At 58.4% G+C, this 22,824-nt stretch carries 16 protein-coding genes and 2 pseudogenes; 6 read left to right on the top strand and 12 right to left on the bottom strand.

What is annotated here, in order from left to right; translation table 11 throughout:
- The first annotated feature begins 137 nt into the window (after nt 1-137).
- Complete coding sequence (gene mqo / locus P3G59_RS11635; protein ID WP_277761646.1) at nt 138-1,784, top strand: malate dehydrogenase (quinone); 1,647 nt, start codon at nt 138-140, stop codon at nt 1,782-1,784.
- Between the two features lie 184 nt (nt 1,785-1,968).
- Here mqo and P3G59_RS11640 read toward each other — a convergent pair whose 3' ends face one another.
- Together P3G59_RS11640 and P3G59_RS11645 are read right to left on the bottom strand one after the other, a co-directional pair.
- Nucleotides 1,969-2,397, bottom strand: coding sequence for a nuclear transport factor 2 family protein (locus P3G59_RS11640; RefSeq protein WP_277761647.1), 429 nt, complete (start codon nt 2,395-2,397; stop codon nt 1,969-1,971).
- Between the two features lie 45 nt (nt 2,398-2,442).
- Nucleotides 2,443-2,754 carry a hypothetical protein gene (locus P3G59_RS11645; protein WP_277761648.1) on the bottom strand — a complete coding sequence of 104 codons (312 nt, stop codon included), beginning with the start codon at nt 2,752-2,754 and terminating at the stop codon, nt 2,443-2,445.
- Between the two features lie 48 nt (nt 2,755-2,802).
- Between P3G59_RS11645 and P3G59_RS11650 the strand changes: the two are divergent.
- A pseudogene (locus P3G59_RS11650) lies at nt 2,803-2,892 on the top strand (glutamine cyclotransferase); the annotation flags it as partial.
- 106 nt (nt 2,893-2,998) lie between these two features.
- Here P3G59_RS11650 and P3G59_RS11655 read toward each other — a convergent pair.
- Entirely contained in the window at nt 2,999-3,190 is a 192-nt protein-coding gene (locus tag P3G59_RS11655) for a hypothetical protein (protein WP_277761649.1), read from the bottom strand.
- A 341-nt stretch (nt 3,191-3,531) separates the two neighbouring features.
- On the opposite strand from P3G59_RS11655, the gene P3G59_RS11660 reads away from it, so the two are divergent.
- Nucleotides 3,532-9,384, top strand: a complete 5,853-nt coding sequence (locus tag P3G59_RS11660) for a DUF3320 domain-containing protein (RefSeq protein ID WP_277761650.1) — start codon at nt 3,532-3,534, stop codon at nt 9,382-9,384.
- A gap of 137 nt (nt 9,385-9,521) precedes the next feature.
- Here P3G59_RS11660 and P3G59_RS11665 read toward each other — a convergent pair whose 3' ends face one another.
- The 9 genes and pseudogenes from P3G59_RS11665 to P3G59_RS11705 all read right to left on the bottom strand — a co-directional run bounded on the left by P3G59_RS11665 (nt 9,522) and on the right by P3G59_RS11705 (nt 19,078).
- Nucleotides 9,522-10,910, bottom strand: coding sequence for an amidohydrolase family protein (locus tag P3G59_RS11665; RefSeq protein ID WP_277761651.1), 1,389 nt, complete (start codon nt 10,908-10,910; stop codon nt 9,522-9,524).
- A gap of 13 nt (nt 10,911-10,923) precedes the next feature.
- On the bottom strand, nt 10,924-12,291 hold the full coding sequence (locus P3G59_RS11670) for a nucleobase:cation symporter-2 family protein (protein WP_277761652.1): 1,368 nt from the start codon (nt 12,289-12,291) through the stop codon (nt 10,924-10,926).
- A gap of 249 nt (nt 12,292-12,540) precedes the next feature.
- Nucleotides 12,541-13,602, bottom strand: coding sequence for a GTP-binding protein (locus P3G59_RS11675; RefSeq protein ID WP_277761653.1), 1,062 nt, complete (start codon nt 13,600-13,602; stop codon nt 12,541-12,543).
- Nucleotides 13,603-13,678: 76 nt separating this feature from the next.
- Complete coding sequence (locus P3G59_RS11680) at nt 13,679-14,293, bottom strand: UbiX family flavin prenyltransferase (RefSeq protein WP_277762137.1); 615 nt, start codon at nt 14,291-14,293, stop codon at nt 13,679-13,681.
- 11 nt (nt 14,294-14,304) lie between these two features.
- Nucleotides 14,305-15,690, bottom strand: a complete 1,386-nt coding sequence (locus P3G59_RS11685) for a UbiD family decarboxylase (protein WP_277761654.1) — start codon at nt 15,688-15,690, stop codon at nt 14,305-14,307.
- A 134-nt stretch (nt 15,691-15,824) separates the two neighbouring features.
- A pseudogene (locus tag P3G59_RS11690) lies at nt 15,825-15,917 on the bottom strand (metal ABC transporter ATP-binding protein); the annotation flags it as partial.
- 18 nt (nt 15,918-15,935) lie between these two features.
- Entirely contained in the window at nt 15,936-16,841 is a 906-nt protein-coding gene (locus P3G59_RS11695; RefSeq protein ID WP_007952854.1) for an amidohydrolase family protein, read from the bottom strand.
- A gap of 4 nt (nt 16,842-16,845) precedes the next feature.
- Nucleotides 16,846-17,775, bottom strand: a complete 930-nt coding sequence (locus P3G59_RS11700) for an amidohydrolase family protein (RefSeq protein WP_162436822.1) — start codon at nt 17,773-17,775, stop codon at nt 16,846-16,848.
- Between the two features lie 379 nt (nt 17,776-18,154).
- Nucleotides 18,155-19,078 (bottom strand): LysR substrate-binding domain-containing protein, encoded by a 924-nt coding sequence (locus P3G59_RS11705; protein ID WP_277761655.1) that lies wholly within the window; start codon nt 19,076-19,078, stop codon nt 18,155-18,157.
- Nucleotides 19,079-19,196: 118 nt separating this feature from the next.
- Between P3G59_RS11705 and P3G59_RS11710 the strand changes: the two genes are divergently transcribed.
- From P3G59_RS11710 to P3G59_RS11720, 3 genes are read left to right on the top strand one after another with little or no spacing between them, the layout of a single operon-like run.
- Nucleotides 19,197-19,661, top strand: a complete 465-nt coding sequence (locus P3G59_RS11710; protein ID WP_159815707.1) for a (2Fe-2S)-binding protein — start codon at nt 19,197-19,199, stop codon at nt 19,659-19,661.
- Nucleotides 19,661-21,874 carry a molybdopterin cofactor-binding domain-containing protein gene (locus P3G59_RS11715; protein WP_277761656.1) on the top strand — a complete coding sequence of 738 codons (2,214 nt, stop codon included), beginning with the start codon at nt 19,661-19,663 and terminating at the stop codon, nt 21,872-21,874. Before P3G59_RS11710 ends, P3G59_RS11715 begins: the two co-directional genes overlap by 1 nt.
- A gap of 6 nt (nt 21,875-21,880) precedes the next feature.
- Nucleotides 21,881-22,774 (top strand): LysR substrate-binding domain-containing protein, encoded by an 894-nt coding sequence (locus tag P3G59_RS11720; protein ID WP_277761657.1) that lies wholly within the window; start codon nt 21,881-21,883, stop codon nt 22,772-22,774.
- Nucleotides 22,775-22,824: the final 50 nt, after the last annotated feature.

The raw sequence follows: 22,824 nt of genomic DNA on the forward strand, positions 1-22,824 counted from the left end.
CAGCATGTCGGCCTTGTGTGCCCACCCGTCAAAATTGAAGTGTGCCGGAATCTGCGACGCTAGCCTGAGCGTCATCAAAGCGGATCGCATACTGATAACAGCGGCGGGCGGAAGGCGTTTTATCATAGGTGCAACAGATGTTTAAAAAAGTGAACACAGCCCTGCTGGGTCTGGCTTTGGCGATGGGGATGACATCCGCCAATGCTGACGAAGCAAAGAAAGTCGACGTTCTGCTGATCGGCGGCGGCATCATGAGCACCACCCTCGGTGTGTGGATCAATGAGCTGGAGCCAAGCTGGTCGATGGAAATGGTCGAGCGCCTCGACGGCGTCGCCCTGGAAAGCTCCAACGGCTGGAACAACGCCGGTACCGGTCACTCGGCGCTCGCTGAGCTGAACTACACCCCGGAAGACGACAAAGGCAACGTGACGATCCCGAAAGCCGTCGAGATCAACGAAGCGTTCCAGGTCTCCCGTCAGTTCTGGGCCTGGCAGGTTCAGCAAGGCGTTCTGAAGAACCCTCGCTCGTTCATCAACACCACGCCGCACATGAGCTTTGTGTGGGGCGATGACAACATCAAGTTCCTGAAAAAGCGCTACGAAGCCCTGCAAGCGAGCCCGCTGTTCGCCGGCATGCAGTACTCCGAAGACCCGGCTGTGATCAAGAAGTGGGTTCCGCTGATGATGGAAGGGCGTGACCCGAACCAGAAAATCGCGGCCACCTGGAGCCCGCTGGGTACCGACATGAACTTCGGCGAAATCACCCGCCAGTTCGCCACGTACCTGCAGACCAAGCCTAACTTCGATCTGAAACTGTCCAGCGAAGTGCAGGACATCACCAAGAACGAAGACGGCACCTGGCGCGTCAGCTACAAAAACCTGAAAGACGGCACCAAAACCGAAACCGACGCCAAGTTCGTGTTCATCGGCGCGGGCGGCGGTGCATTGCACCTGCTGCAGAAGTCCGGCATTCCTGAAGCCAAGGAATACGCTGGCTTCCCGGTTGGTGGTTCGTTCCTGGTGACCGATAACCCGGCCATCGCTGAACAGCACCTGGCCAAGGCCTACGGTAAAGCATCGGTTGGCGCACCACCGATGTCCGTTCCGCACCTGGACACCCGTGTTCTGGACGGCAAGCGCGTCATCCTGTTTGGCCCGTTCGCGACCTTCAGCACCAAGTTCCTCAAGGAAGGTTCGTACCTGGACCTGCTGACCAGCACCACCACCCACAACATCTGGCCTATGACCAAGGTCGGCATCAAGGAATACCCGCTGGTCGAGTACCTGGCTGGCCAACTGATGCTGTCGGATGAAGACCGTCTGAACGCGCTGAAGGAATACTTCCCGAACGCCAAAGCCGAAGACTGGCGCCTGTGGCAAGCCGGCCAACGCGTGCAAATCATCAAGCGTGATGAAGCCGCTGGCGGCGTGCTGAAACTGGGCACCGAAATCGTTGCTGCACAAGACGGCTCCATCGCCGGCCTGCTGGGCGCATCGCCAGGCGCGTCGACCGCTGCACCGATCATGCTGAGCGTGCTGCAGAAAGTCTTCAAAGACAAAGTGGCTACCCCTGAGTGGCAAACCAAGCTGCACCAGATCGTGCCAAGCTACGGCACTCAGCTGAACAGCGATCCGGCCAAAGTGGCTGCGGAGTGGGCTTACACCGCCAAGATCCTCGAACTGCCGACGCCTCCGGTGATTGGTCAGGCTGCTGCTCCGGCTGCACCTGCAGCTCAAAAAGCTGAAGCTCCGAAGGAAAACGCTGCACGTGACATGGCGCTGTAACTAGACGCCTGACACACAAAGCCCACTGAACCGGCGACGGTCAGTGGGCTTTTTTATGGCAAATATTTTTCTAGGAGCTGCCGAGTGAAACGAGGCTGCGATCTTTTGATTTTGATCTTGCTTTTGAAAGATCAAAATCAAAAGGTCGCAGCCTGCGGCAGCTCCTACAGGGTTTTTCAGGTGCTCAGGATTTGGCCTTTGCCAGATAAGCGCCGAGTCGCCGCCCCATCTCTTCCCCCAACGCCTGCAACCCACTCAGCGGCCGCACCATCACTTCAAACTCGACAATCTTCCCGCTCTCATCAAAGCGAATCATGTCGATGCCTTTCAGCTCCTTCGAACCCACCTTGGCGCTGAACTCCAGAATCACATTCAAGCCATCGGCAGTCGCCAGTTCACGGTGATAGGTGAAGTCTTCAAACACCTCGAACACGGTATTGAGGATCATCGACACCACTGGCGCGCCCGGATAAGGCGTGTGCGCCATCGGCGAGCGAAACACGGCTTGCGGGTCGAGCAGGCCGGGCAGGGCGCTGAGGTTGCCGGTGCGGATCATTTCGTGCCATTTGCCCAGCGATGCGGCGACGTTGGGTTGCAGGTTCAGATCGGTCATGTTCACTCCAGGATTTTTCTTGTTGTTGTCGCGACGGCAATGACTCTAGATCAACCACGGCGAAATTGAACCCTTGTGCCGCGATCTGAATATCGGCCCATGGCCCATGCGGATCAGATGTGTATCTGATCCGTATTTTTTCACTGGATCTGCCTCTGTTACCGGCTCAGTCATCCGCTCAAAATAGCCCCACAGCTCGGTCACTCGCGGCAGTCCTTCATCCCGAAGCGCCCAGTGCACCGCAAGCTCGGCATTGAGGAGAGCAACATGAACAAGATGGCGATTTTTCTGGGTGGATTCCTGACATTGACCATTCTGATCGGCCTGCTCGCAACGATTTCTCCGGTCTGAAGACATATTGCTACGCCAGTTGAAACTCCATGGGCTTGTAACGAGCGAAATCGAGTTTCGAGTCTGGAGGCTGACGGCGCGGATCGCTTTTATCGCGGTGGCGGCGACAGTGGGCGGCTGAGGGCGGTGCGTCGGCCTCAATGATCAAGGCATCTTTGCTGGTCTCTTCGCAAGCGAGCTCGCACCCACAAGGTATGAAGCGTTCACCCTCAATCACTGTGGGAGCGAGCCTGCTCGCGAAAGCGGAGTATCAGCCACCGCTGTTGCGACGACGTTCAATACCCTCCGGGCCGCCGATGTCCAGCAGCCTTCTTTCCACCAGGACATTTTCAAGGGCCTGACGCTCGACCGGCGCCATTTGGTGCTCACGTTTCTTCAGCTCCAGCAGAATCGGGCTGGACCAGGTGCGGTAAGTCTGTTCGATGGTGCGACGCGACGTCATCAGTCTCTCCTTGATCAAGAGCCCGGTGTTGCGGGGCAGGGGCTCAATCCGATGAGGTATTAACGTTAGTCGACAAAGCCGGAAGTCGCGAATGCCCAAGTTTGTGGGGGTTGGTTTGCTCAGGTGGACCATATGATATGAAGCACGCATGCAGAAGGATTAAACAAGCAACTTTCTTGTTCATCAAAGGGCTAAATCTAAAGACTCGACTGTAGGAGAGCCCTTATCCCTACCTTTGATCGAAAAAGCAGTTTCAAAATCTATCCTTGTCGGTGAGTATGGCCTCTGTTTTTAAGTATTCAGAAGTCGTTTCGTCGAATTTGCCATGGAGAAAATGGTTCATGACCATCAAGATCGAGGGAGTGATCGCCAGCAAGATTGGCTTCGCTTCTCACCAAAATTCTGTCCCGGTCCTCAGAGAGCTGACCGTACACAACGATGGTGAAGCTGATTACAGCGATCTTGAGCTGGAGCTTGTCGCGGATCCTCCTTTCCTTGAAGGCAAGACTTGGCGACTGGATCGATTAAACAAAGATTCGACGCTGCATATTTCAGAGCGCAATTTAAAGCTGAATGCCGCTTATCTCGCCGATTTGACGGAAAGCCTTAGTGCGACCCTTGTGCTACGCCTACGTTGCAGCGGTGAAGTTCTCAATAGTCAAAGCTTCCCGGTTGAGCTGTTGGCAAGAAATGAATGGGGGGGTGTTAACTCCATGCCAGAACTGCTGCCGGCGTTTGCGATGCCAAATGATCCTGCGGTAGATCGGATACTCAAATCTGCTTCTGATGTTCTGCGCCGAGCTGGCAAAGCGGATGGCATCAACGGTTACGAAAGTAAGTCCAGAACCAGAACCTGGGAGCTCACCTCCGCAATATGGTCAGCAGTCTGCGGGCTTAAATTGAGCTATGCGCTGCCGCCGGCAAGCTTTGAGACTTTCGGCCAGAAAGTCAGAACCCCCAGCCTCATATTGGAGGGCGGTGTTGCAACATGCCTGGACACAGCGTTGCTTTTTGCCGCAGCACTGGAGCAAGCCGGGCTGAACGCACTTCTGTTGCTGACCAAAGGTCATGCTTTTGCAGGTGTTTGGTTGCAGCCTCAGGAGTTTTCCCAACTGATTACAGATGAGGCCTCCGCGGTACGAAAGCGGATTGACCTGAAAGAGGCACTCGTATTTGAAACCACTCTGGCAACGCAATTCCCTGTGCCAGGTTTCAGTCAGGCGATTAGTACAGCTGAAAGACAGGTCAACGATGATGATTTCATCATGGCCATTGATATGCATCGAGCACGCATGCAGCGTATCCGTCCTTTGGCAACGTCAATTCCGGCGTCGAAGTCCGATGTGGGTCAAGAGTCCGGGGTAGAGTTCGTAGCGTTGGAAATACCACCACAATTACCGGGTTTTGACGTCGAAATTCCGACTGACTCAGAAACACCCGCCGGTAAGCTGACGCTGTGGCAACGTAAGCTTCTCGACCTGACTACTCGAAATCGACTATTACATTTGCCGGATAGTGCTAAAGGTGTGCGCTTGATCTGTCCTGAGCCCGCCGAGCTAGAAGACCAATTGGCCAGCGGCAAGCGCATCAGGATCGTTTCTATACCGGATCTGGAGGCTGGAGGTCGAGATGCGGCACTCTATGAGCAACAAAATCGAGAGTCGCTCAGAGATGAATACGCTCGCAGTGCATTGTCTCGTGGTGAGGTACTGGCCACCCTTGAAAAACCTAAACTCGAAGTAGCGCTGATTGACCTGTACCGCAAAGCTCGAAGTGATCTTGATGAAGGCGGAGCGAATACTCTCTTTCTTGCACTCGGGTTTTTAAAGTGGAAAAAGTCGGCAGACGACCCAAAAACCTATTCCGCTCCTTTAATTTTGCTACCCGTAAAACTTGATCGTAAAAGTGCGTTGTCCGGCGTGACGATGACTTTGCTTGAGGATGAGCCTCGCTTCAATTTGACCCTGCTCGAACTGTTACGACATGACTTTGAACTCGTTATTCCGGGGCTTGAGGGTGACCTTCCCACCGACGACAGTGGCATTGATGTCACTGGGATCTGGAATACGGTGCGCCGTGCTATCAGAGATGTGCCGGGCTTCGAGGTCACCACAGAGCTCGTGTTGGGAACGTTCTCCTTCGCGAAATATTTGATGTGGCAGGATCTGGCTGCTCGCTCTGAGCAGCTTTTGAAGAGCCCGATGGTCAAGCATTTGCTGGAGAGAAGTGTTGGCGGTGAAGGTTTTGCTACGTCGGGGGAGTTTCCGCAGCCTCACGAGTTGGATAGAAAAGTCAGACCGGCCGATCTGTTCACACCGTTACCGGCTGACTCCTCCCAATTGGCTGCAGTTGTTGCCTCCGCCAGTGGTTGTGATTTCGTTCTTGATGGACCTCCCGGCACCGGTAAGTCCCAAACCATCGCCAACATGATCGCCCACAACCTGGCCCTAGGTCGCAGGGTCTTGTTCGTCGCAGAAAAAATGGCCGCTTTGGATGTTGTTTATCGTCGGCTCGAAGAAAAAGGGCTAGGCGAATTCTGTCTTGAGCTGCACTCCAGCAAAACATCCAAGGTTGAAGTACTTAAACAACTGGAGCGGGCTTGGGATGTTCGCGATGCCTTGACTGCTGATGAGTGGGCTGTAGAAACGGCAAAACTGCACAAACTACGAAATCGATTGAACGAAGTCGTGGAAACCTTGCATCGTCGGCAACTTAATGGATTAACAGTCCATCAGGCGATAGGTCGTGTCGTACGGGATGGGCACGCCGCATTGCCACGTATTGCATGGCCAGAGGGAACTTCTCACGACGCGGAAGATTACGCGCGCCTGCGTGATCTTGCCCGGCGTCTCGACTTGAATAGTCAGGCTGCCCGCGATCTGTCAGCGGACTTCTCGCTCATCGCTCCCACCGAATGGTCTAATGGCTGGCAAGAGTCGATCGCTGCAGTATCAAGGGAGCTGCCGGGAGTCATTGAACGGCTGAAGATCGCCTGTAATAACTTGTTGAGAGCCACCGATCTTCCCCTAGCCGTTACAAGTGGAGAGGACATCGAGCGTTTTTGCCAGTTTGTTGCGCTCTTGGTAGATACGCACGGTATCGATCTCTCTTTTGCATTCACGTTGAATGCAAGTGCCAAGATAGTTGCAGCCAAGAAAGCTGTGCAGATCCTCACAAATTACCGTGAAATTGAACGCTCGCTGTCGGTGCGTTACGCCTCAGAAGCCTGCCGCACCATCAACCTCGAACAACTCAAAAACGACTGGGAAACTGGCAAGACCAAATTTTGGTTCCTCGCTACTTTGGCCAAGAAAAAGGTGGGTAAAAACCTAGCGGGTCAGGGCGGAGCGGTTGGACTACCGAACGTTGAGCAGGATCTTGCCAGACTGCTCGAAATGCGTGATCTGCTTATCTCCCTAGACAGCTTGTCTGCAGATATAAACGCTGTGCCTGGATGGAGCGGCGTTTCTAGTGATCAATCCGCGATGGCAGTAGCATGGGAGCTCGCTGAACGCCTTCGAACGTTGATCAGCTCTAACGCTGAGTCCCCTGAAGATCTTATTGCACTGCGCGGAGCCACTCAAAAGCTTGTGGTTGAAGCCAATGAGTTATTGGGCGGGGGTGGCTTTATCGCCGCAGCGCTTCACCAGTTAAAAGATGCATTGGAAGTGTTCAATCAAACGAGCAAACGCTTCAATGAACTGAGTAACCGCCCGGCAGAGGGCAAATTAACAATTGAGTCATTGCTTGATGCGTCCAGTGCTATTTCTCGTCATGAGTTGAAGTTAAAAGCCTGGTGCGATTGGTGTCGGGTGCGTGAAGAGGCAATAGCAGCCGGGCTTCAGCCGTTAAGTGATGCATTGGCAATTAAAGGGTTACCAGAGGGCGGGACTGTAGACGCGTTCGAAACATCTTATGCACGCTGGTTTGCAAGGGTGATGATCGACGCGGAACCGCTGCTGCGTAATTTCGTGCCAGCGGAGCACACTAGCGATATTGAGGCGTTTGTACGTCTGGATGAAGATCTTTCCAAGCTTACTGTTCGATACATTCGAGCGAAGCTTTGTGGATTGATCCCGTCGAAAAACGAGATCGGCAAGCAAGGTGGTTTCGGCATCCTGAAGCACGAGCTGCAAAAATCACGTCGGCACAAACCCGTGCGACAGCTTGCTGTTGAGATGGGCGATGCCATGTCGAAACTCGCTCCTTGCATGCTGATGAGCCCTCTTTCGATTGCGCAATATCTTCCAACGGACCTCGCACTTTTTGACTTGGTGATATTCGATGAGGCTTCGCAAATTGCTCCATGGGATGCCATAGGTTCAATCGCGAGGGGTAAGCAGGTGGTCATTGCGGGTGATCCCCGTCAGATGCCTCCAACCAACTTTTTCAATCGCGCCGCATCTGCCACCGAAGATGATACTGCTGAGGACATGGAGAGCATTTTGGATGAGTGTCTGGGCGCAGGCATCCCAAGTCATAGCTTAAGTTGGCACTATCGGAGTCGCCATGAAAGCTTGATCGCATTCTCGAACCATCGCTACTACGACAGTAATCTAATTACTTTCCCTGCAGCTGAAACGCGTGCCAGTGCTGTGGAGTGGCGACGTGTTGATGGCGTCTACGCGAAAGGCAAGGGCAGGCACAATCAGGCCGAAGCCGAGGCCATCGTTACCGAGACTGTGAAGCGATTGATGGATCCAGCGTTTGTAGCGAGCGGTCATACTATTGGGATCATCACACTCAATAGCGACCAGCAAAGACTGATTAACGATCTGTTGGATAGGGCGCGGCAACAGTTCCCCCAGATTGAGCCCTTTTTCCAGCATGACATTGCCGAACCTGTCGTCGTAAAAAACTTGGAGACAGTCCAGGGCGATGAGCGCGATTTGATCATGCTAGGTATCGGATATGGCCCAACCGAGCCTGGTGCGCAGGTTATGTCGATGAACTTCGGCCCATTGAACAAAGAAGGCGGATGGCGTCGTTTGAACGTGGCGATAACCCGTGCACGCAGGGAGATGATGGTTTTCTCATCTTTTGATTCTTCGATGATTGATTTGAATCGCACCAACGCCCGGGCTGTTCGCGATCTTAAGCACTTCATTGAATTTGCGCAGAGAGGGCCAAGGGCTCTTGCTGAGGCAGTGCAGGGTTCAGTGGGTGGTTATGACTCTCCTTTTGAGGAAGCTGTTGCTCAAGAGCTGAGACGAAAAGGCTGGCAAGTCGTACCACAAATTGGGGTATCTCGTTTCCGAATTGATCTAGGCATTGTCCATCCGGACAGACCTGGTGATTATCTGGTTGGTGTTGAATGTGACGGTGCGACCTATCACAGTGCGGCCACCGCGCGAGATCGCGACAAGGTTCGTAGCGCAATCCTGCAAGGGTTGGGCTGGAAGCTGGTTCGGCTCTGGTCTACAGAGTGGTGGATTGATAAGTCTGGTGCGCTGGATCGCTTGCATGCAACGCTCGAAGCTCTTTTGGATGAATCGCGTGCGACTGCTCTTGTTAGCAAAACAGTTGAGCAGGAATACTCAATACCTCATTTGTCATTGGTGCATAGTGCTGCATTGCCGAATGACGTAGAACAAGAGGAAATTTCTGCTGTATCAGAGGGCGATGCTTCTGACGAACTACCTCCCGAAGTCAAAATCGCAAAGTCGTTTGCACTGCAGGCCTCACCCGCAATCAAGGATGAATACCGCGTTACCGACTTCACAAGCGTGGGCGACAGAATCAATGCGGAGGCGTTTTACTCGCCTGAATATGATGCAGTTCTTGCTGAATTGATTGCACATGTTTTGTTGCAGGAAGCTCCTATCCTCGATTCAGTGTTGGTTCAGCGCGTAGCCCGGGCACATGGCTTTCAACGCTCTGGGCGTCTCATTCGAGAGCGAGTTCTTGATCTGACAGAGCAAAATCATCATCTGAAAAGTGATCCAGTTGATGGCCAATTTGTTTGGCATTCCGAAAGTGATATTGCTGGTTGGAACAAATATCGGATACCAGCGACATTGGATGATGGCAGGTCGGTGGAGGAGATCGCCGCTGAGGAACTATTAATGGTTGCGTCTTTGATTTCCGCCGGCGACATGCCTTTGGAAATTGCCAAAACTTTCGGCGTAAAGCGCTTGACTGGAGCTGCGCGTGAAAGGATAGAGCTGGCAATCAAGTCGATGTCAGACCTGTAATTTTTTGAAGCGGTACAACGAAAAAGGAGAGCATGGTGGTTGCCTGCTCTCCTTTTTATTGCCTGTTTACTCGGTCGACTGAAAGTTTGCTATCGCGAGCAGGCTCACTCCTACATGGGTATTTTTGTGGGTTCGGATCAGTCGTCGACCTTCATCATTTCCTGCACACCTTCCCACGCTTCGGCGCGCATGCGTTCGATGTCCAGGCCCGGAATCACCCCGTTATCCACGACCACGCGGCCGCCGACCAGACTGTATTTCACCGTAATCGGTTCTCCCGCCACCACCGGGGCGACGGCGCTGTCGTGGAAGCCATAGAAGCGTGGATGATCGAGGCTGTAGATCACCAGATCCGCAGCCTGACCGACTTCCAGTGTGCCGACCGCACCGAGCCCCAATACTTGCGCGCCGCCCGCCGTGCCCCAGTGAATGACATCTTCAGCGGTGGTCGCCGAGGCGCCTTGTTCGGCGCGGTGGATCAGCCACGCGGTGTTGGCTTCGCCGACCATGCTTCCGGACTCGTTGGAGGCCACGCCATCCACGCCCAGGGAAATCGCCACGCCGGCCTCGTACATTTGCGGCACCGGCGCGACGCCGCTGCCCAGTCGGGCGTTGCTCACCGGGCAGTGGGCGATGCCGGTGCCGGTTTGCGCGAGCATGCGGATTTCGCCCGGTTGCAGGTGTACGGCGTGGGCGAACCAGACGTCGGGGCCGAGCCATTCGTGTTCGGCGACGAATTCCACCGGCAGGCAGTTGTATTTTTCGCGGCAGAAATTCACGTAGTTCTGCGTTTCCGACAGGTGCGTGTGCAATCGCAAACCGAGGCCGCGCGCGGTGTGAGCGAGTTCGCGCAACAGTGTCGGCGGCAGCGAGAAGGTTGGCGTGGTTGGGGCGACAACGACGCGACGCATCGCGTCCGGGGTGTCCTGGTTATACAGCGATTTCAGTCGCTCGATATCGCCGACCATTTGCTCGAGGCTTTCCGGTTGCAGTGCGGTTTTCGAGAAGCCCGGGTGTGCGCTGGCCGATTCCAGCGCGCCGCCTCGGCACAGTACAAAGCGCAGGCCAAATTCATCGGCCATGTCGAACAACAGGTCGCCGGTCTCGGTGCTGCCGTGGGCGTGGTAGAGGTAATGGTGATCGGCGCAGGTGGTGACGCCGGACAGCAGCAATTCGACCATGCCCAGCCGTGCGGCGATCCGCGCCAATTGCGGGGTGAAGCGGTTGAGGCGCGGGTAGGGCACGCTGGCCAGCCAGCCTTGCAGATCCTGATTGAGGCCTTCGGGCACGGCTTTGAGCAGGTTCTGGAACAGGTGATGGTGAGTGTTGATCCAGCCCGGATAGACCACGCAGTTGCGCGCGTCGCTCACTTGTTCGCCGGGTTGTGGCTCAAGGTTGGCGGCTATTTGGGCGATGCGACCGTTGACCACGCGGATGTCCACGGCGCCGGCCCGCGCGCGGGGGCCGCGCAGGCCGGTCATCACCGCGACCGGGTTCTTGATCAGGATGTTCTGAAGTTGAGTCATGGGCAGCTCCAAACTAAAGGATGTGCGAGGCGGATTTGCTGGCGGTGGTTTCCGGCACGCTGACGCCATTCAGCGCGGCGTTGAGCAGCACCGACACCAGGCAAGCGATAACCACGCTGCTGTGCAGGAACGGCTGCGACCACTCGGGGAGTTGTTTGAACAAGGTGGGTGCGAGCACCGGTACCAGCGCGGCGGCGATGGTGAAACCGACGATCAGCACGTTGTAGCGATTGCGCTCATAGTCGACTTTGGCGAGGGTCTGAATGCCCGCCGCCGCGACCACACCGAACATGGCGATGCCGGCGCCACCGAGGGCGGCAGTCGGCATCGAGGCGATGATCGCGCCGGCCTTCGGCACCAACGCAATCGAGCACATCAGCAAGCCGCTGACCGCGACCACCCAACGGCTGCGTACGCCGGTGAGGATCACCAGGCCGACGTTTTCCATAAAGGCGATAAAGGGAAATGCGGCGAACATGCCGGCGATGGTGCTGGCCAGGCCATTGGCGCGCAGGCCGTTGATGACCTGTTTATCTTCCACCGGTTTTTCGACGATGTCGCCGATGGCCACGAACAGCCCCATCGACTCGACCATCTGCACGATCATCACCACCACCATGGTCGCGATAGGGATCAGGCTGAAGGTCGGCAAGCCGAAATAGAACGGGTAGGGCACGGTCAGCCATGGCGCTTCTTCGACGCTGTGAAAACTGCCCATGCCCAGACCGTAGGCCAGACCGGCACCGATCAGCATGCCGATCAACACTGCCATGTTGCGCAGCAGTGGGCTGCCATAACGGTTGACCAGCAGGATTGTGAGTAACACCACCACCGCCACACCGAGGAACGCCGGCGCGCCGAAGTTGCTCGCGTTGCGCCCGCCACCGACCCATTCATAAGCAATCGGGAACAGCTGCAGACCGATCACCGTGACGATGCAACCGGTGACCACGGGCGGGAAGAAGCGCCGCAATCGACCCACAAATGGCGCCATCAACATTGTGAAAATCCCGGCGCCGATCACCGCCCCGCAGACCCCGGCAAATCCCACCTCGGGGTTGCTGCCGATGGCGATCACCGGGCCGACGCTGCTGAACGCCACGCCCTGCAGAATCGGCAGGCGCACGCCGAATTTCCAGAAACCGACGGTTTGCAACAGGGTGGCAATGCCGGAACAGAACAGCGTGGTGCTGATCAGCACCACCGTGTCGGCGTGGGACATTTTCAGGGCACTGGCAACAATCAACGGCACGGCGATGGCGCCGATGTACGAGACGGCCATGTGTTGCAGGCCGAGGGTGAGCATCTGTCGTACCGGCAGAATGCGGTCGACGGGATGCACGGTGGATGCGCTGTTCGATGGGGATGTGGCTGACGACATGGGGAAACACCTCTGGCTGTTTTTATGCGGTAGAGAGGGGTATTCGTCTGATGCCTCGGACCTGGGAACACTGAAGATCCCTTGTGGGAGCGAGCCTGCTCGCGAAAGCGTTGTGTCAGTCGACATCACTGTTCAATGGCCCACCGCATTCGCGAGCAGGCTCGCTCCCACAGGTTTTGCAGCGTTTCGCTGATCGGCATCAGTCATTCGTGCTGCGAAGCCGCCATCCACCGGCTCCGATGCCTTGTTTCAGCCTGCCAGGCAGGCGGCGAAGCCCTGGTTCAGCGCCGCGCGATCCAGGTCGCGGCCGATGAACACGATCTTGCTTGAGCGCGGCTCCGTGCCCCATGCGGTCGAGGCACGGAACTCCACCAGGCTGTGCACGCCTTGCAGCACGTAGCGCTGGTCTTCGTTGGCCACCGCGAGTACGCCTTTCATGCGATAAAGATTGTCGGCCTGAGAGGAGCGCAGCTCGCTGATCCAGCGATGGAACGCCATCAGGTTGACCGCGCCGTCCACGGCGATGCCTACCGATGACACGCTTGGGTCGTGTTGGTGATCCTGCTCTTCAATAGAGTGCTCTGCGTGATGCTCATGGTCGTGGTGATCGTGATCATGCTGGTCCGCGCCGATTTCCATCAGCTTCTGCGTGCATTCAAACGCACCGATACCGAGGATTTTGCTCAGGTCGATTTGCGCATGGGTCGAGGTCACCAGATCCGCTGTGGCGTTCAAACCCCTGATCTTGCCGCGCAGGGTTTCCACCTCGTCGCTGCTGACCAGATCGACCTTGTTGATGACAATCCGGTCGGCGCAAACAATCTGATCCACCGCCTGATTGTCGACGCCGTCCAGCTGCAAATCCTCCAGGTGTTGGGCGATGTGCTTGGCGTCGACCATGGTCACGATCGCGTCGAGTTCGACTTCATCGGCGATCGGGTCATTGATGAAAAAACTCTGCGCCACCGGGTACGGATCGGCCAGGCCGCTGGTTTCGATAAGGATGTGATCAAGGCGCACCGGGCGCGCCACCAATTCGCGAACGATGCGCACCAGATCCTCGCGAACCTCGGCGGTGCAGCACACGCAGCCGTTGACCATTTCGTAGATTTCTTCGGTTTCCGAGCTGAGGACGAGGTCGCCGTCGATGCCGACTTCACCGAATTCGTTTTCGATCACAGCGATTTTGCGTCCGTGGTTTTCCTTGAGGATGTAGTTGAGCAGGGTGGTTTTACCGGCACCGAGGAAACCGGTGAGGATGGTCACGGGGATTTTGGTGTTGCGGGTTGGCGCGTTGAAAGGGGTGTTCATGGTGAGGCTCCTTATCTGTGTTTTTTGTCGGAGTACGATCAACTGTGGGAGCGAGCCTGCTCGCGAATGCGGTGTGTCATTGAGCGGTGATGCCGACTGACCCACCGCTTTCGCGAGCAGGCTCGCTCCCACAGGGTTCTGGGTGTTCTTGCCAGCGTCGCGCAGTGCCGGCATCAAGGCCAAACAAGTCGAGCACCCGACCAAGGCTGTGATCGACCATCTGCCCGAGGCTTTCCGGGCGGGCGTAGAAGGCTGGCACCGGCGGGGCGATGATCCCGCCCATCTCGGTGACGGCGGTCATGTTGCGCAGGTGAGCGAGGGTCAGCGGGGTTTCGCGGGCCATCAGCACCAGCGTGCGGCGCTCCTTGAGGGTGACGTCGGCGGCGCGGCCAATCAGCCCCGATGACGTGCCGGTGGCAATCTCCGCCAACGTGCGCATCGAACATGGCGCGACCACCATGCCGAGACAGCGAAACGAGCCGCTGGCGATCCCGGCGGCGACGTCGTCGGCGCGGTGGTAATGACTGGCCAGTGCGGTGACGTCGGCCAGTTTATAGTCGGTTTCGTGGGCCATGGTCAGGAGTGCGGCACGGCTGATGATCAGGTGGCTTTCGATGTCCAGCTCATTCAGCAATTGCAGTAAACGCACGCCGTAGATGAAGCCGGACGCGCCGCTGATGCCGACCACCATCCGTTGCCGGTTCACGATTCAAGCCCTTTGAGCAGAACCCGCGCGCGCTCCAGAACTTCCTGATCAAGCTGCGCCTTGATCCCGTCAAAACCCGAACCACGCGTGGCATCCAGGCCCATCCGCGAAGTCGTGCCATTGACCGAGGACGAAGGATCGAGCGGACTGCCCGGCAAACCATCAATGGTAAAAATATCCAGGTGCGGCTGGAAGTGCGTGGCCAGGGCCCACAGCACCTGACTGTCATCACTGATGTCGATATCGCTGTCTACCGCGATCACGGTTTTCAGGTACGGATCCCAGCCGAGCAGGGCCAGCATGATCTGCCGTGCCTCGCCGTCGCGGCTTTGGTCCAGTGCGACGTAGCAGTGAAAGTGCGTGCCGGAATTGGGGTAATGCACGGCGGTGACGGCGGGGAAGCGTGCCTTGAGTTTTTCGCTCATCTCGGCTTCGCGGGGCAGACGGGCGAGCGTCAGATGCTCGGCGTAGCGCCCGCCCATCACGTCGACCAGCCAGGCGTCTTTGCGCCTTAACAGGGTGTCGACGCGCAGCACATTGTTGGTCGAGCGATCCGAGGAATAACCGCTGAATTCGCCGAACGGGCCTTCCTCGGCATAAGCCGCCGGGTCGATGGCGCCTTCCAGAACGAACTCGGCATACGCTGGCACACCGATGCCGTAGCGCGGCGTTTTCACCAGTTCCAGCGGCGCGCCGAACAGTCCGCCGGCTACGGCGCGTTCATCGCTGCCGTACGGCAAGCGTGCAGCGGCGGCGAGCATGAACAGCGGATGTGCACCAACCACCATCGCCACGCGTAATTCTTCGCCACGTTCGCGGGCGGTTTGCAGCATCCGCCACAGATGACCGCGTGAATGCAGGCTGGTGGCGAGCGCCTGGCGGGCGTGGCGCATCGAGCGGTGGTAGCTCATGTTGGCGATGCCGGTCAGCGGGTCTTCGGCAACGATGATCGCGTTGGTGATGTACGGTCCGCGATCGCTGTCGAAATGCTTGAGCATCGGCAGCAGCGCCAGATCCAGCGCTTCGCCTTCGAACACTTCATCGAGGATCGGGCCGCTTTCCACGTAACGCGGTGCGATGGGCCGGTTGGCGCGGGTTTGAAAGGTTTCGTGCAACTGCGCAGGCGTTACGCCGAACAGGCGGGCGATGCGGGTTCGCGAGGCGAACAGGTTGGTTGCCACCGGTACGCCGAGGTTGCCGACGTGTTCGCAGATCAGCAGCGGATCGCGGCCCTGGGCGGCGAGGGCATCGACCAGGGCGGTGACGTCCTGATCGGCGGAAATGGCTTGGGTGACGGTCAGCACATCGTCCGGGTACTCACGGCGATAGGCGTCGATGAACACGTGGAAGTCCTGAGAATCACCGAGCGTCGAACGGGTCATGGTGTCACCTCGTAAAAAGCAGGCACGCAGGGGTGAGGGGGCATTCGCGCAGCCAGCCGTTGGCCTGCCGGTCGAGCGAAACGCCGGTTCATCTTCGTGCCTGTAAAGTCGCTGTGTTCCGGTCGTAACACTGAGCCCTGTGGGAGCGAGCCTGCTCGCGAATGCGGTAGGTCATTCAAAATTGATGGCGACTGACTCACCGCTTTCGCGAGCAGGCTCGCTCCCACATTGGGTTTTGTGTGTGGCTACAAGTACGTGGTGGTCAGGCGTATGTCGGCCTCGGCCAGATCCTTGGGCGGTGGCGTCGGTTCGATCCCGCACAACCGGGCAATGTTGTTGCCCAGATAGTCCTCGAGATGATCCTCATCAATCCCCAGGCCTTGCGGTGCCGGCGAGCACAACACCTCAAGTTCGCGCAGCCACATCCCCGGCTCGTTCGGCGGTGAGTCCGTGCCGAACACGATCTTGTTGCGCGGCAGTTCCTTGGCGAATTCGACGATCCGCGACTGGAAGCACCAGCCCGATTCGCAGTACACGTTCGGCGTGTCCATAGCCATCCAGAACGCTTCGAACGAGTAGTTGCCGCCGGTCTGGATACCGAAGTGACCGATGATGAAATTGACCATCGGGAATTCGCGGATGATCGGGTAGAACATCGTCGGAATCGTGTACGGGCCGTCGCCGGTGTGGATCAGCACGACAATGTTGTACTTGGCGCAGACCTTCATCGCCGGACGCAGCCAGTCGAGTGCGCGGTCCGGGCGATAGCCGTGCATGTTGGCGTGCAGCTTGAGCATCTTGAAGCCGTATTCCTTGATATGGAATTCCAGCTCCGCCGCACCGTTTTCCGGTCCCCAGCGCGGGTTGAAGTTGAAGTTGCCGATGAAGCGATCCGGGTACTTCACGCAGAGTTCGGCGACGTAGGACATGTAGTCGCGCACGCCCTCACGGCCCCGGCGGTTGCCGTCGCGATAACCGGTGTTGCCCGGTGGCGGCTGGATGAAACCCATGTCGATGCGGCGCGGCTTGCCGTTGATCATGTACGGGCCGTCCATCAACTTGAGCATGCGCTCGCCGGTGAACGGTTCGCCGGTGTGGCGCCAGGCCTCGTCGACCAGGTTGGTGGGGTGCAGATGGGTATCGATAATCATCGGTTCAGCTCCTGGCCAGTTGAGTGGTGACGGGGCGCTTGAGTTGCGCCTCTGCTTCGGAAACGGAACGCGGTGGCGGGGTTGGCTCGAGGCCGATCATCCGCGCGGTGTTGTTGCCCAGATAGTCTTCGAGGGTGTCCTCGTCGAGGTTCAGGCCTTGCGGCGGTTCGTGGCAGAGCACTTCGAGCAGGCGCAACCACATGCCCGGTTCGTTCGGCGGTGTGTCGGTGCCGAAGAGGATCTTGTGCGTCGGCAAGACCTTGGCGAATTCGACGATCCGCGATTGCAGGCACCAGCCGGATTCGCAGTAGACGTTGGGCAACTCCATCGCCCATTGCATCGGTTCGAACACGTAGACTCCGCCGGTCTGCACGCCGAAGTGGGCCATGATGAAATCGACGTTGGGAAACTCCTTGATCATCGGCACCCATTCCGACGGGATGCTGTATGGCCCGTCGCCGGTGTGCAGCTTGACCGGAATGCCCAGCTCGGCGCATTTCTCGAAGCACGGACGCACCCAGTCGAGGGCACGGTCAGGCCGGTAGGCGTGCATGTTGGCCTGCATTTGCACCATCTTGAAGCCGTGTTCCTTGACGTAGCGTTCGATCGCTTCGACGCCGTTTTCAACGCCGCAGCGCGGGTTGTAGACGAAGCAGCCGATGAAGCGATCCGGGTAGGTCTGGACCATTTTCAGGGTGTAGGCCATGTAGGCATCGATGGATTCACGGCCGGTGAGGTCACCGTCGGTCCAGGTGTAGATCGTGTTGCCTTGCGGTGGCTGGATGAAGGCTTTGTCGATACGGCGCGGCTTGCCGTTGACCATGTACGGGCCATCCATCATCTCCAGCAGACGCTCGCCGGTGAACGGGTCACCGTCATGCCTCCAGGCGAGGTCCACGAGATCCGTGGGATAGCAGCTGATATCGATGATCATTGCAGTCGATCTCCTGATAGCGGGGAAGGGAGCCTTGCGGCTCTCGGCATCCACGTCCCGGGCAATCGGCCGTTTCTATGCGCAAGACACGCGCATTCCCTCGCCTGTTCGCATCCGGCCCGGGTGGGTGGTTGCTGAGGGCGAGTATTGGAAAGGGGGGCGGGGTTCGTACAATATTAATTGGGTGGGGTGGTGATACTTCTGGGATATGGGTCTTGGATCAAGAGCCTTGCCCTCACCCCAGCCCTCTCCCGGAGGGAGAGGGAGCCTACGGAGGTGTCTTGCGGTTTACATCGACCTGAAAGACCCAGTCGATTATGGATTCACAGCTGAGCGTTCACGTCGGCGTAATTCGTCAATATTCCCCGATCGGTCCCCTCTACCTCTGGGAGAGGGCTAGGGTGAGGGCAGCATTCTCAAGCGTACTCAGAGCCAACTGTTTGATCGCTTCAACCACCGGCGCGACCCGCTCTGCCTGCCCATGCGGCCACACCGCGTAGAGGTTGTAATGCGCCGCAATCTGCGCCTCGTTCAGCGCCACCAACCGCCCACTGCGCAACGCATCAGCGGCCAGTAATCCACGCACCAGTCCCGCGCCAACCCCGGCCTCAGCCGCGGCAATCAGGTTCGCCGCATTATCAAAAATCACCCGCGCCGGCGGTTCGACGGGCGGCATTCCGGCCGCATCCAGCCACGGAATCCAGGAGCGTCGCGTATAGCCCAACAGCGGCAGTTCGAGGATTTGCGCCGGGCTCAACGGCACCTGTAAACCGTAGCGCTCAAGCAACGCCGGCGAAGCCACCGCCAACACCCGGTCGCCGCAAATCTGCGTCATCTCACAGTCATCCCAATCGCCATAGCCATAACGCAACGCCAGATCGACCCGCTCAAACGTACTGCGATCACTGCGCGGCATCGACAGCAGCGTCACCTCGTAATCCGGCAGTCCATCGAGCAACTGCGGCAAGCGCGGATTGAGCCAGCTCTGCGCCAGTTCACTGTCGACATCCAGGGTCAGGCGTTGCGCCACGCTGCGGTTCTTCACCGAAGAGATCGCCCGGTCGATTTGCGCCAGGCCATCCGACAACACACTGGCAAACAACTGTCCGGCGTCAGTCAGGTTGCTGCCGCCGCCTTCACGGACGAACAGCGGCTGGCCAATGAAATCTTCCAGCGCGCGGATCTGCTGGCTGATCGCGCTGTGCGTGAGGTCGAGCTTGCGCGCCGCACTGGAGAAACTGCCGCTGCGCGCCGCGTGGATAAACGCGCTCATGGACTGCACCGACGGGTATCGCTTGTACATGTTGTTAGTCCTGCTTACAGCGGTTGGCAGAAATCGTCGCTGGCCGCGTGTTGCTCAGGGTTCCAATAATCGGTCACCAGGCCCGCACAAAGACGGGCCGCTCTTTTGGAGCCTGACAATGATTGCATTCACGGTTAACGGCGAACGACGCGAGCTGGATGAAGCGTCCTCCTCCATGCCCTTGTTATGGGTACTGCGTGATCAACTGAAACTCACCGGCACCAAGTTCGGTTGCGGCATGGGCCTGTGCGGTGCCTGCACCGTGCACCTGGACGGTGTCGCGGTACGTTCCTGCCAGTTGCCGGCGGCCGCCGTCGCGGGCCACAGCATCACCACCATCGAAGGCCTGTCGCCGACGGAAAACCATCCGCTGCAACTGGCCTGGGTCGCCGAAGATGTGCCGCAATGCGGCTACTGTCAATCCGGGCAGATCATGTCCGCCGCTGCGTTGCTCAACACCGGTGCGGCGGTGACCGACGATTCGATCCGCAATGCGATGTCCGGGAATATCTGCCGCTGCGGCACCTACGGGCGCATCAACAAAGCGATCAAACGTGCGGCGAATGCGCCGAAGGAGGCGTGATGAGCCTCATCGACGATACCCGCCTCGAACTGCCACGGCGGGTTTTTCTCAAGCAAGCGGCGACGGTTGCTTCAGGCTTGGCGATTGCCCTGTATTTGCCCGGCGGCATGGCGGCCACTGACCCGAAAGCCCCGGCACCGGCCAGAGAATTCGAGCCGAATGCCTGGGTGCGCATCTTTCCCGACGGTACGGTGAAACTGGTGGTGCACAAGCACGATTCCGGCACCGGCACGCAAACGGCGCTGGCCGCGTGCGTGGCGGAAGAGCTGGACGTCAACCCGATGACCGTACAGGTGATCACCCCGGAAGATCCGTTTTTCGAAACCTATATGCATCCGGTCTGGAAGGTCTTTTCCACGGGCGGCAGCACCAGCGTTTCCCTCGAATACGATCGCTTGCGCATGGCCGGTGCTACGGCGCGGGCGCTATTGATTACGGCGGCAGCCAAGCAGTGGAAAGTCAGCCCTGACAGTTGCACCACCGAAGAAGGCCGAGTCGTCCACACCGCGAGCCAGCGCAGCCTCGGTTATGGCGAACTGGTCGGCGTCGCGGCGAATCTGTCCGCCCCGAGCAACGTCACGCTGAAGGATCCGGCGCAGTTCAAATACATCGGCAAACTGCGCCACAAGCGCGATGCGGCGGCCAAGGTCTGCGGGCGGTTCAAGTACAGCATCGACGTGCAATTGCCGGCCATGCTGGTGGCGGTGATCCAGCGCGCGCCGGTGGTCGGGGCAACAGTGCTCAGCGTCGATTCTGCTGCGGCTCTGAAAGTGCCGGGCGTGCGCAAAGTGCTGGCGATTCCGGGGCGGCCCAATGTACTCGGCGGCAATCTGGAAGGTGTCGCCGTGTTGGCAGATACGTTCTGGGCAGCGCAGCAGGGCCGCAAGGTGCTGGAGATCAAATGGAGCGATTCGCCGCTGGCCGGGTTCGACAGTGAGCAATTGTTCAGCGCTCAGGCCCGAGCCATCGGCGATCCTCAAGCGCAAACCGTCAAAGCCATGACCCACGGCGATGTCGCCGGGCAATGGGCGGGCGCGGCGAAGCTGATCGAAGCCGATTACACCATGCCCTACAAGGTGCAAAACCCGCTGGAGCCGATCTGTATCACCGCACAGGTCAAGGACAAGGCAATCACTTACTGGGGCGGCGTGCAGGTGCCGTCCTCGGCGCTGGAGGCAGCGCAAACCGTGTGCGGGATCGACAAGGCCAACGTGACCATTCATGAGCTGGTCTCCGGCGGCAGCTTCGGTGCACGGGAGGCGAAATACTGGTTGTTTGAAGTCGCGTATCTGGCGCAGAAAACCGGTGTGCCGGTGAAGCTGCTCAACAGCCGCGAAGATGAAATGCACGCGCTGTTCAATCATCCGGCGACGCTGCATCGGGTCAAAGGCGCGCTCGACGCCCAGGGCAAACTCAGCGCGCTGCAACTGCACGCGGTGTCACCGGCCTCACCGGAACAGTGGGAGCCGGGCTATTTCGAACGCCCCGACAAGATGGATTACAGCACCACGGAGGCGATCACCGCGTGGGACTTCGCCTACCGTCCGCCGCATCTGGAGCTGAACTGGGTCAAGCACGAAAGCAACGTGCCCAGTGGTTGGTATCGCTCGGTGAGTTTCATCCCGAATGTGTTCGCCGTGGAAAGCTTCATGGATGAACTGGCTCACGCTGCCGGTGAAGATCCATTGGCATTCAGGCTGGCCAATATGCAGGAGCGGCCACGGCACGTGGCAGTGCTGAAGCAAGCGGCCGAGCGCGCCGGTTGGGGCAAACCGTTGCCACCCGGCACGGCCCTGGGGATCGCGACCAATCAGGGTTACACCAGTTTTATCGCGGTGGTTGCGCGAGTGGCGACGGTTGACGGCAAGGCCCAGGTCGAGAAGCTCACCTGCGTGGTCGATTGCGGTTTGGCGGTCTCGCCGGGCGGTGTCGAAGAGCAGATTTATGGCGGCTTGATGTGGGGTTTCGGCCATGCGTTGTTCGACCGCCTCGACATCAAACAAGGCCGGGTGGCGCAGAGCAATTTCCACGACTACCGCGTCACGCGCATGTCCGACATGCCGGCCACCGATATCCTCGTACTGGATGGCGAACCAGACAAACCGGGTGGCGTCGGTGAGTTGGGCAGTCCATCGGTGGTGCCGGCCATCGCCAATGCCCTGTTCGCGCTGACCGGCGTGCGCCAACGTTCGACGCCATTGAACCTGGGGTAAACCGCCATGGATTTGCGTCTGCTGCGGTACTTCATGGCGTTGGCCGATGAGTTGCACTTCGGTCGCGCTGCCGAACGCCTGCACATCTGCCAGCCACCGTTGAGCCAGCAGATTCGCCTGCTGGAGGAGGAACTGGGCACGCCGCTGTTCGAGCGCAGTCATCATCGGGTTGAACTGACGGCGGCGGGGCAGATGCTCAAGGAGCAGGCACCGCTGGTGTTTGAACAGCTTGAGCGGGCGCTGGACCTGACGCGACAGACCGGACGCGGGCAACTGGGCGAGCTGGAAATCGGCATGATCAGTTCGGTAATGGTCGGCGTGCTGCCCAAGGCCCTGCATCTGTTTCGTGAGCGCTATCCGCAGGTCAACTGGCGTCTGCATGAAATGACCCCGGCGGCACAGGTCAAGGCGTTGAAGGAAAAACGCATCGATGCCTGTGTGTTTCGTGTCGGTTACGACGATCCGCAGTTGCGCAATGAACTGCTGATCTACGAGCCGATCCATGTGGTGATGCCGGCGGATCATCCGCTGGCTGATCGCGAGGTGCTGGCGCCGGCGGATCTGGCGCAAGAGCCGTTCGTGGCGCTGGAGTTGAAGCAGTCGCGGTTCGCCCATTTTCTGTATCAGTGCTGCATTCAGGCCGGGTTCACGCCGCAGATCAGGCAGCAGGTGATCGAGGTGCAGACCTTGCTGAGCCTGGTGCGTGCCGGGTTTGGCGTGGCGCTGTTGCCGGCGTCCATCGAGCAATTGGCCCCGGCGGGGTTGGTGTTTCGGCGCTTGACCCCGGCGCTGCCGGAGGTGCCGTTGTATGCCACTTATCGGGCGGACGATGCTTCGCCGGTGCTCAAGCTGTTTCTCGACACCCTCCGAGAACTCAGCGGCAACCCCAAACCCCTGTAGGAGCTGCCGAAGGCTGCGATCTTTCGACTTTGATTTTTTACAGATCAAGA

Origin of the sequence: Pseudomonas sp. A34-9 (assembly GCF_029543085.1) — a bacterium.
Classification (GTDB): Bacteria; Pseudomonadota; Gammaproteobacteria; order Pseudomonadales; family Pseudomonadaceae; genus Aquipseudomonas.

What these genes read in the sequence shown, in the direction of transcription:
- mqo (WP_277761646.1), top strand. Translation starts at nt 138, where the DNA reads ATGTTTAAAAAAGTGAACACAGCCCTGCTGGGTCTGGCTTTGGCGATG.
- P3G59_RS11640 (WP_277761647.1), bottom strand. Translation starts at nt 2,397, where the DNA reads ATGACCGATCTGAACCTGCAACCCAACGTCGCCGCATCGCTGGGCAAA.
- P3G59_RS11645 (WP_277761648.1), bottom strand. Translation starts at nt 2,754, where the DNA reads ATGTCTTCAGACCGGAGAAATCGTTGCGAGCAGGCCGATCAGAATGGT.
- P3G59_RS11655 (WP_277761649.1), bottom strand. Translation starts at nt 3,190, where the DNA reads ATGACGTCGCGTCGCACCATCGAACAGACTTACCGCACCTGGTCCAGC.
- P3G59_RS11660 (WP_277761650.1), top strand. Translation starts at nt 3,532, where the DNA reads ATGACCATCAAGATCGAGGGAGTGATCGCCAGCAAGATTGGCTTCGCT.
- P3G59_RS11665 (WP_277761651.1), bottom strand. Translation starts at nt 10,910, where the DNA reads ATGACTCAACTTCAGAACATCCTGATCAAGAACCCGGTCGCGGTGATG.
- P3G59_RS11670 (WP_277761652.1), bottom strand. Translation starts at nt 12,291, where the DNA reads ATGTCGTCAGCCACATCCCCATCGAACAGCGCATCCACCGTGCATCCC.
- P3G59_RS11675 (WP_277761653.1), bottom strand. Translation starts at nt 13,602, where the DNA reads ATGAACACCCCTTTCAACGCGCCAACCCGCAACACCAAAATCCCCGTG.
- P3G59_RS11680 (WP_277762137.1), bottom strand. Translation starts at nt 14,293, where the DNA reads ATGGTGGTCGGCATCAGCGGCGCGTCCGGCTTCATCTACGGCGTGCGT.
- P3G59_RS11685 (WP_277761654.1), bottom strand. Translation starts at nt 15,690, where the DNA reads ATGACCCGTTCGACGCTCGGTGATTCTCAGGACTTCCACGTGTTCATC.
- P3G59_RS11695 (WP_007952854.1), bottom strand. Translation starts at nt 16,841, where the DNA reads ATGATTATCGATACCCATCTGCACCCCACCAACCTGGTCGACGAGGCC.
- P3G59_RS11700 (WP_162436822.1), bottom strand. Translation starts at nt 17,775, where the DNA reads ATGATCATCGATATCAGCTGCTATCCCACGGATCTCGTGGACCTCGCC.
- P3G59_RS11705 (WP_277761655.1), bottom strand. Translation starts at nt 19,078, where the DNA reads ATGTACAAGCGATACCCGTCGGTGCAGTCCATGAGCGCGTTTATCCAC.
- P3G59_RS11710 (WP_159815707.1), top strand. Translation starts at nt 19,197, where the DNA reads ATGATTGCATTCACGGTTAACGGCGAACGACGCGAGCTGGATGAAGCG.
- P3G59_RS11715 (WP_277761656.1), top strand. Translation starts at nt 19,661, where the DNA reads ATGAGCCTCATCGACGATACCCGCCTCGAACTGCCACGGCGGGTTTTT.
- P3G59_RS11720 (WP_277761657.1), top strand. Translation starts at nt 21,881, where the DNA reads ATGGATTTGCGTCTGCTGCGGTACTTCATGGCGTTGGCCGATGAGTTG.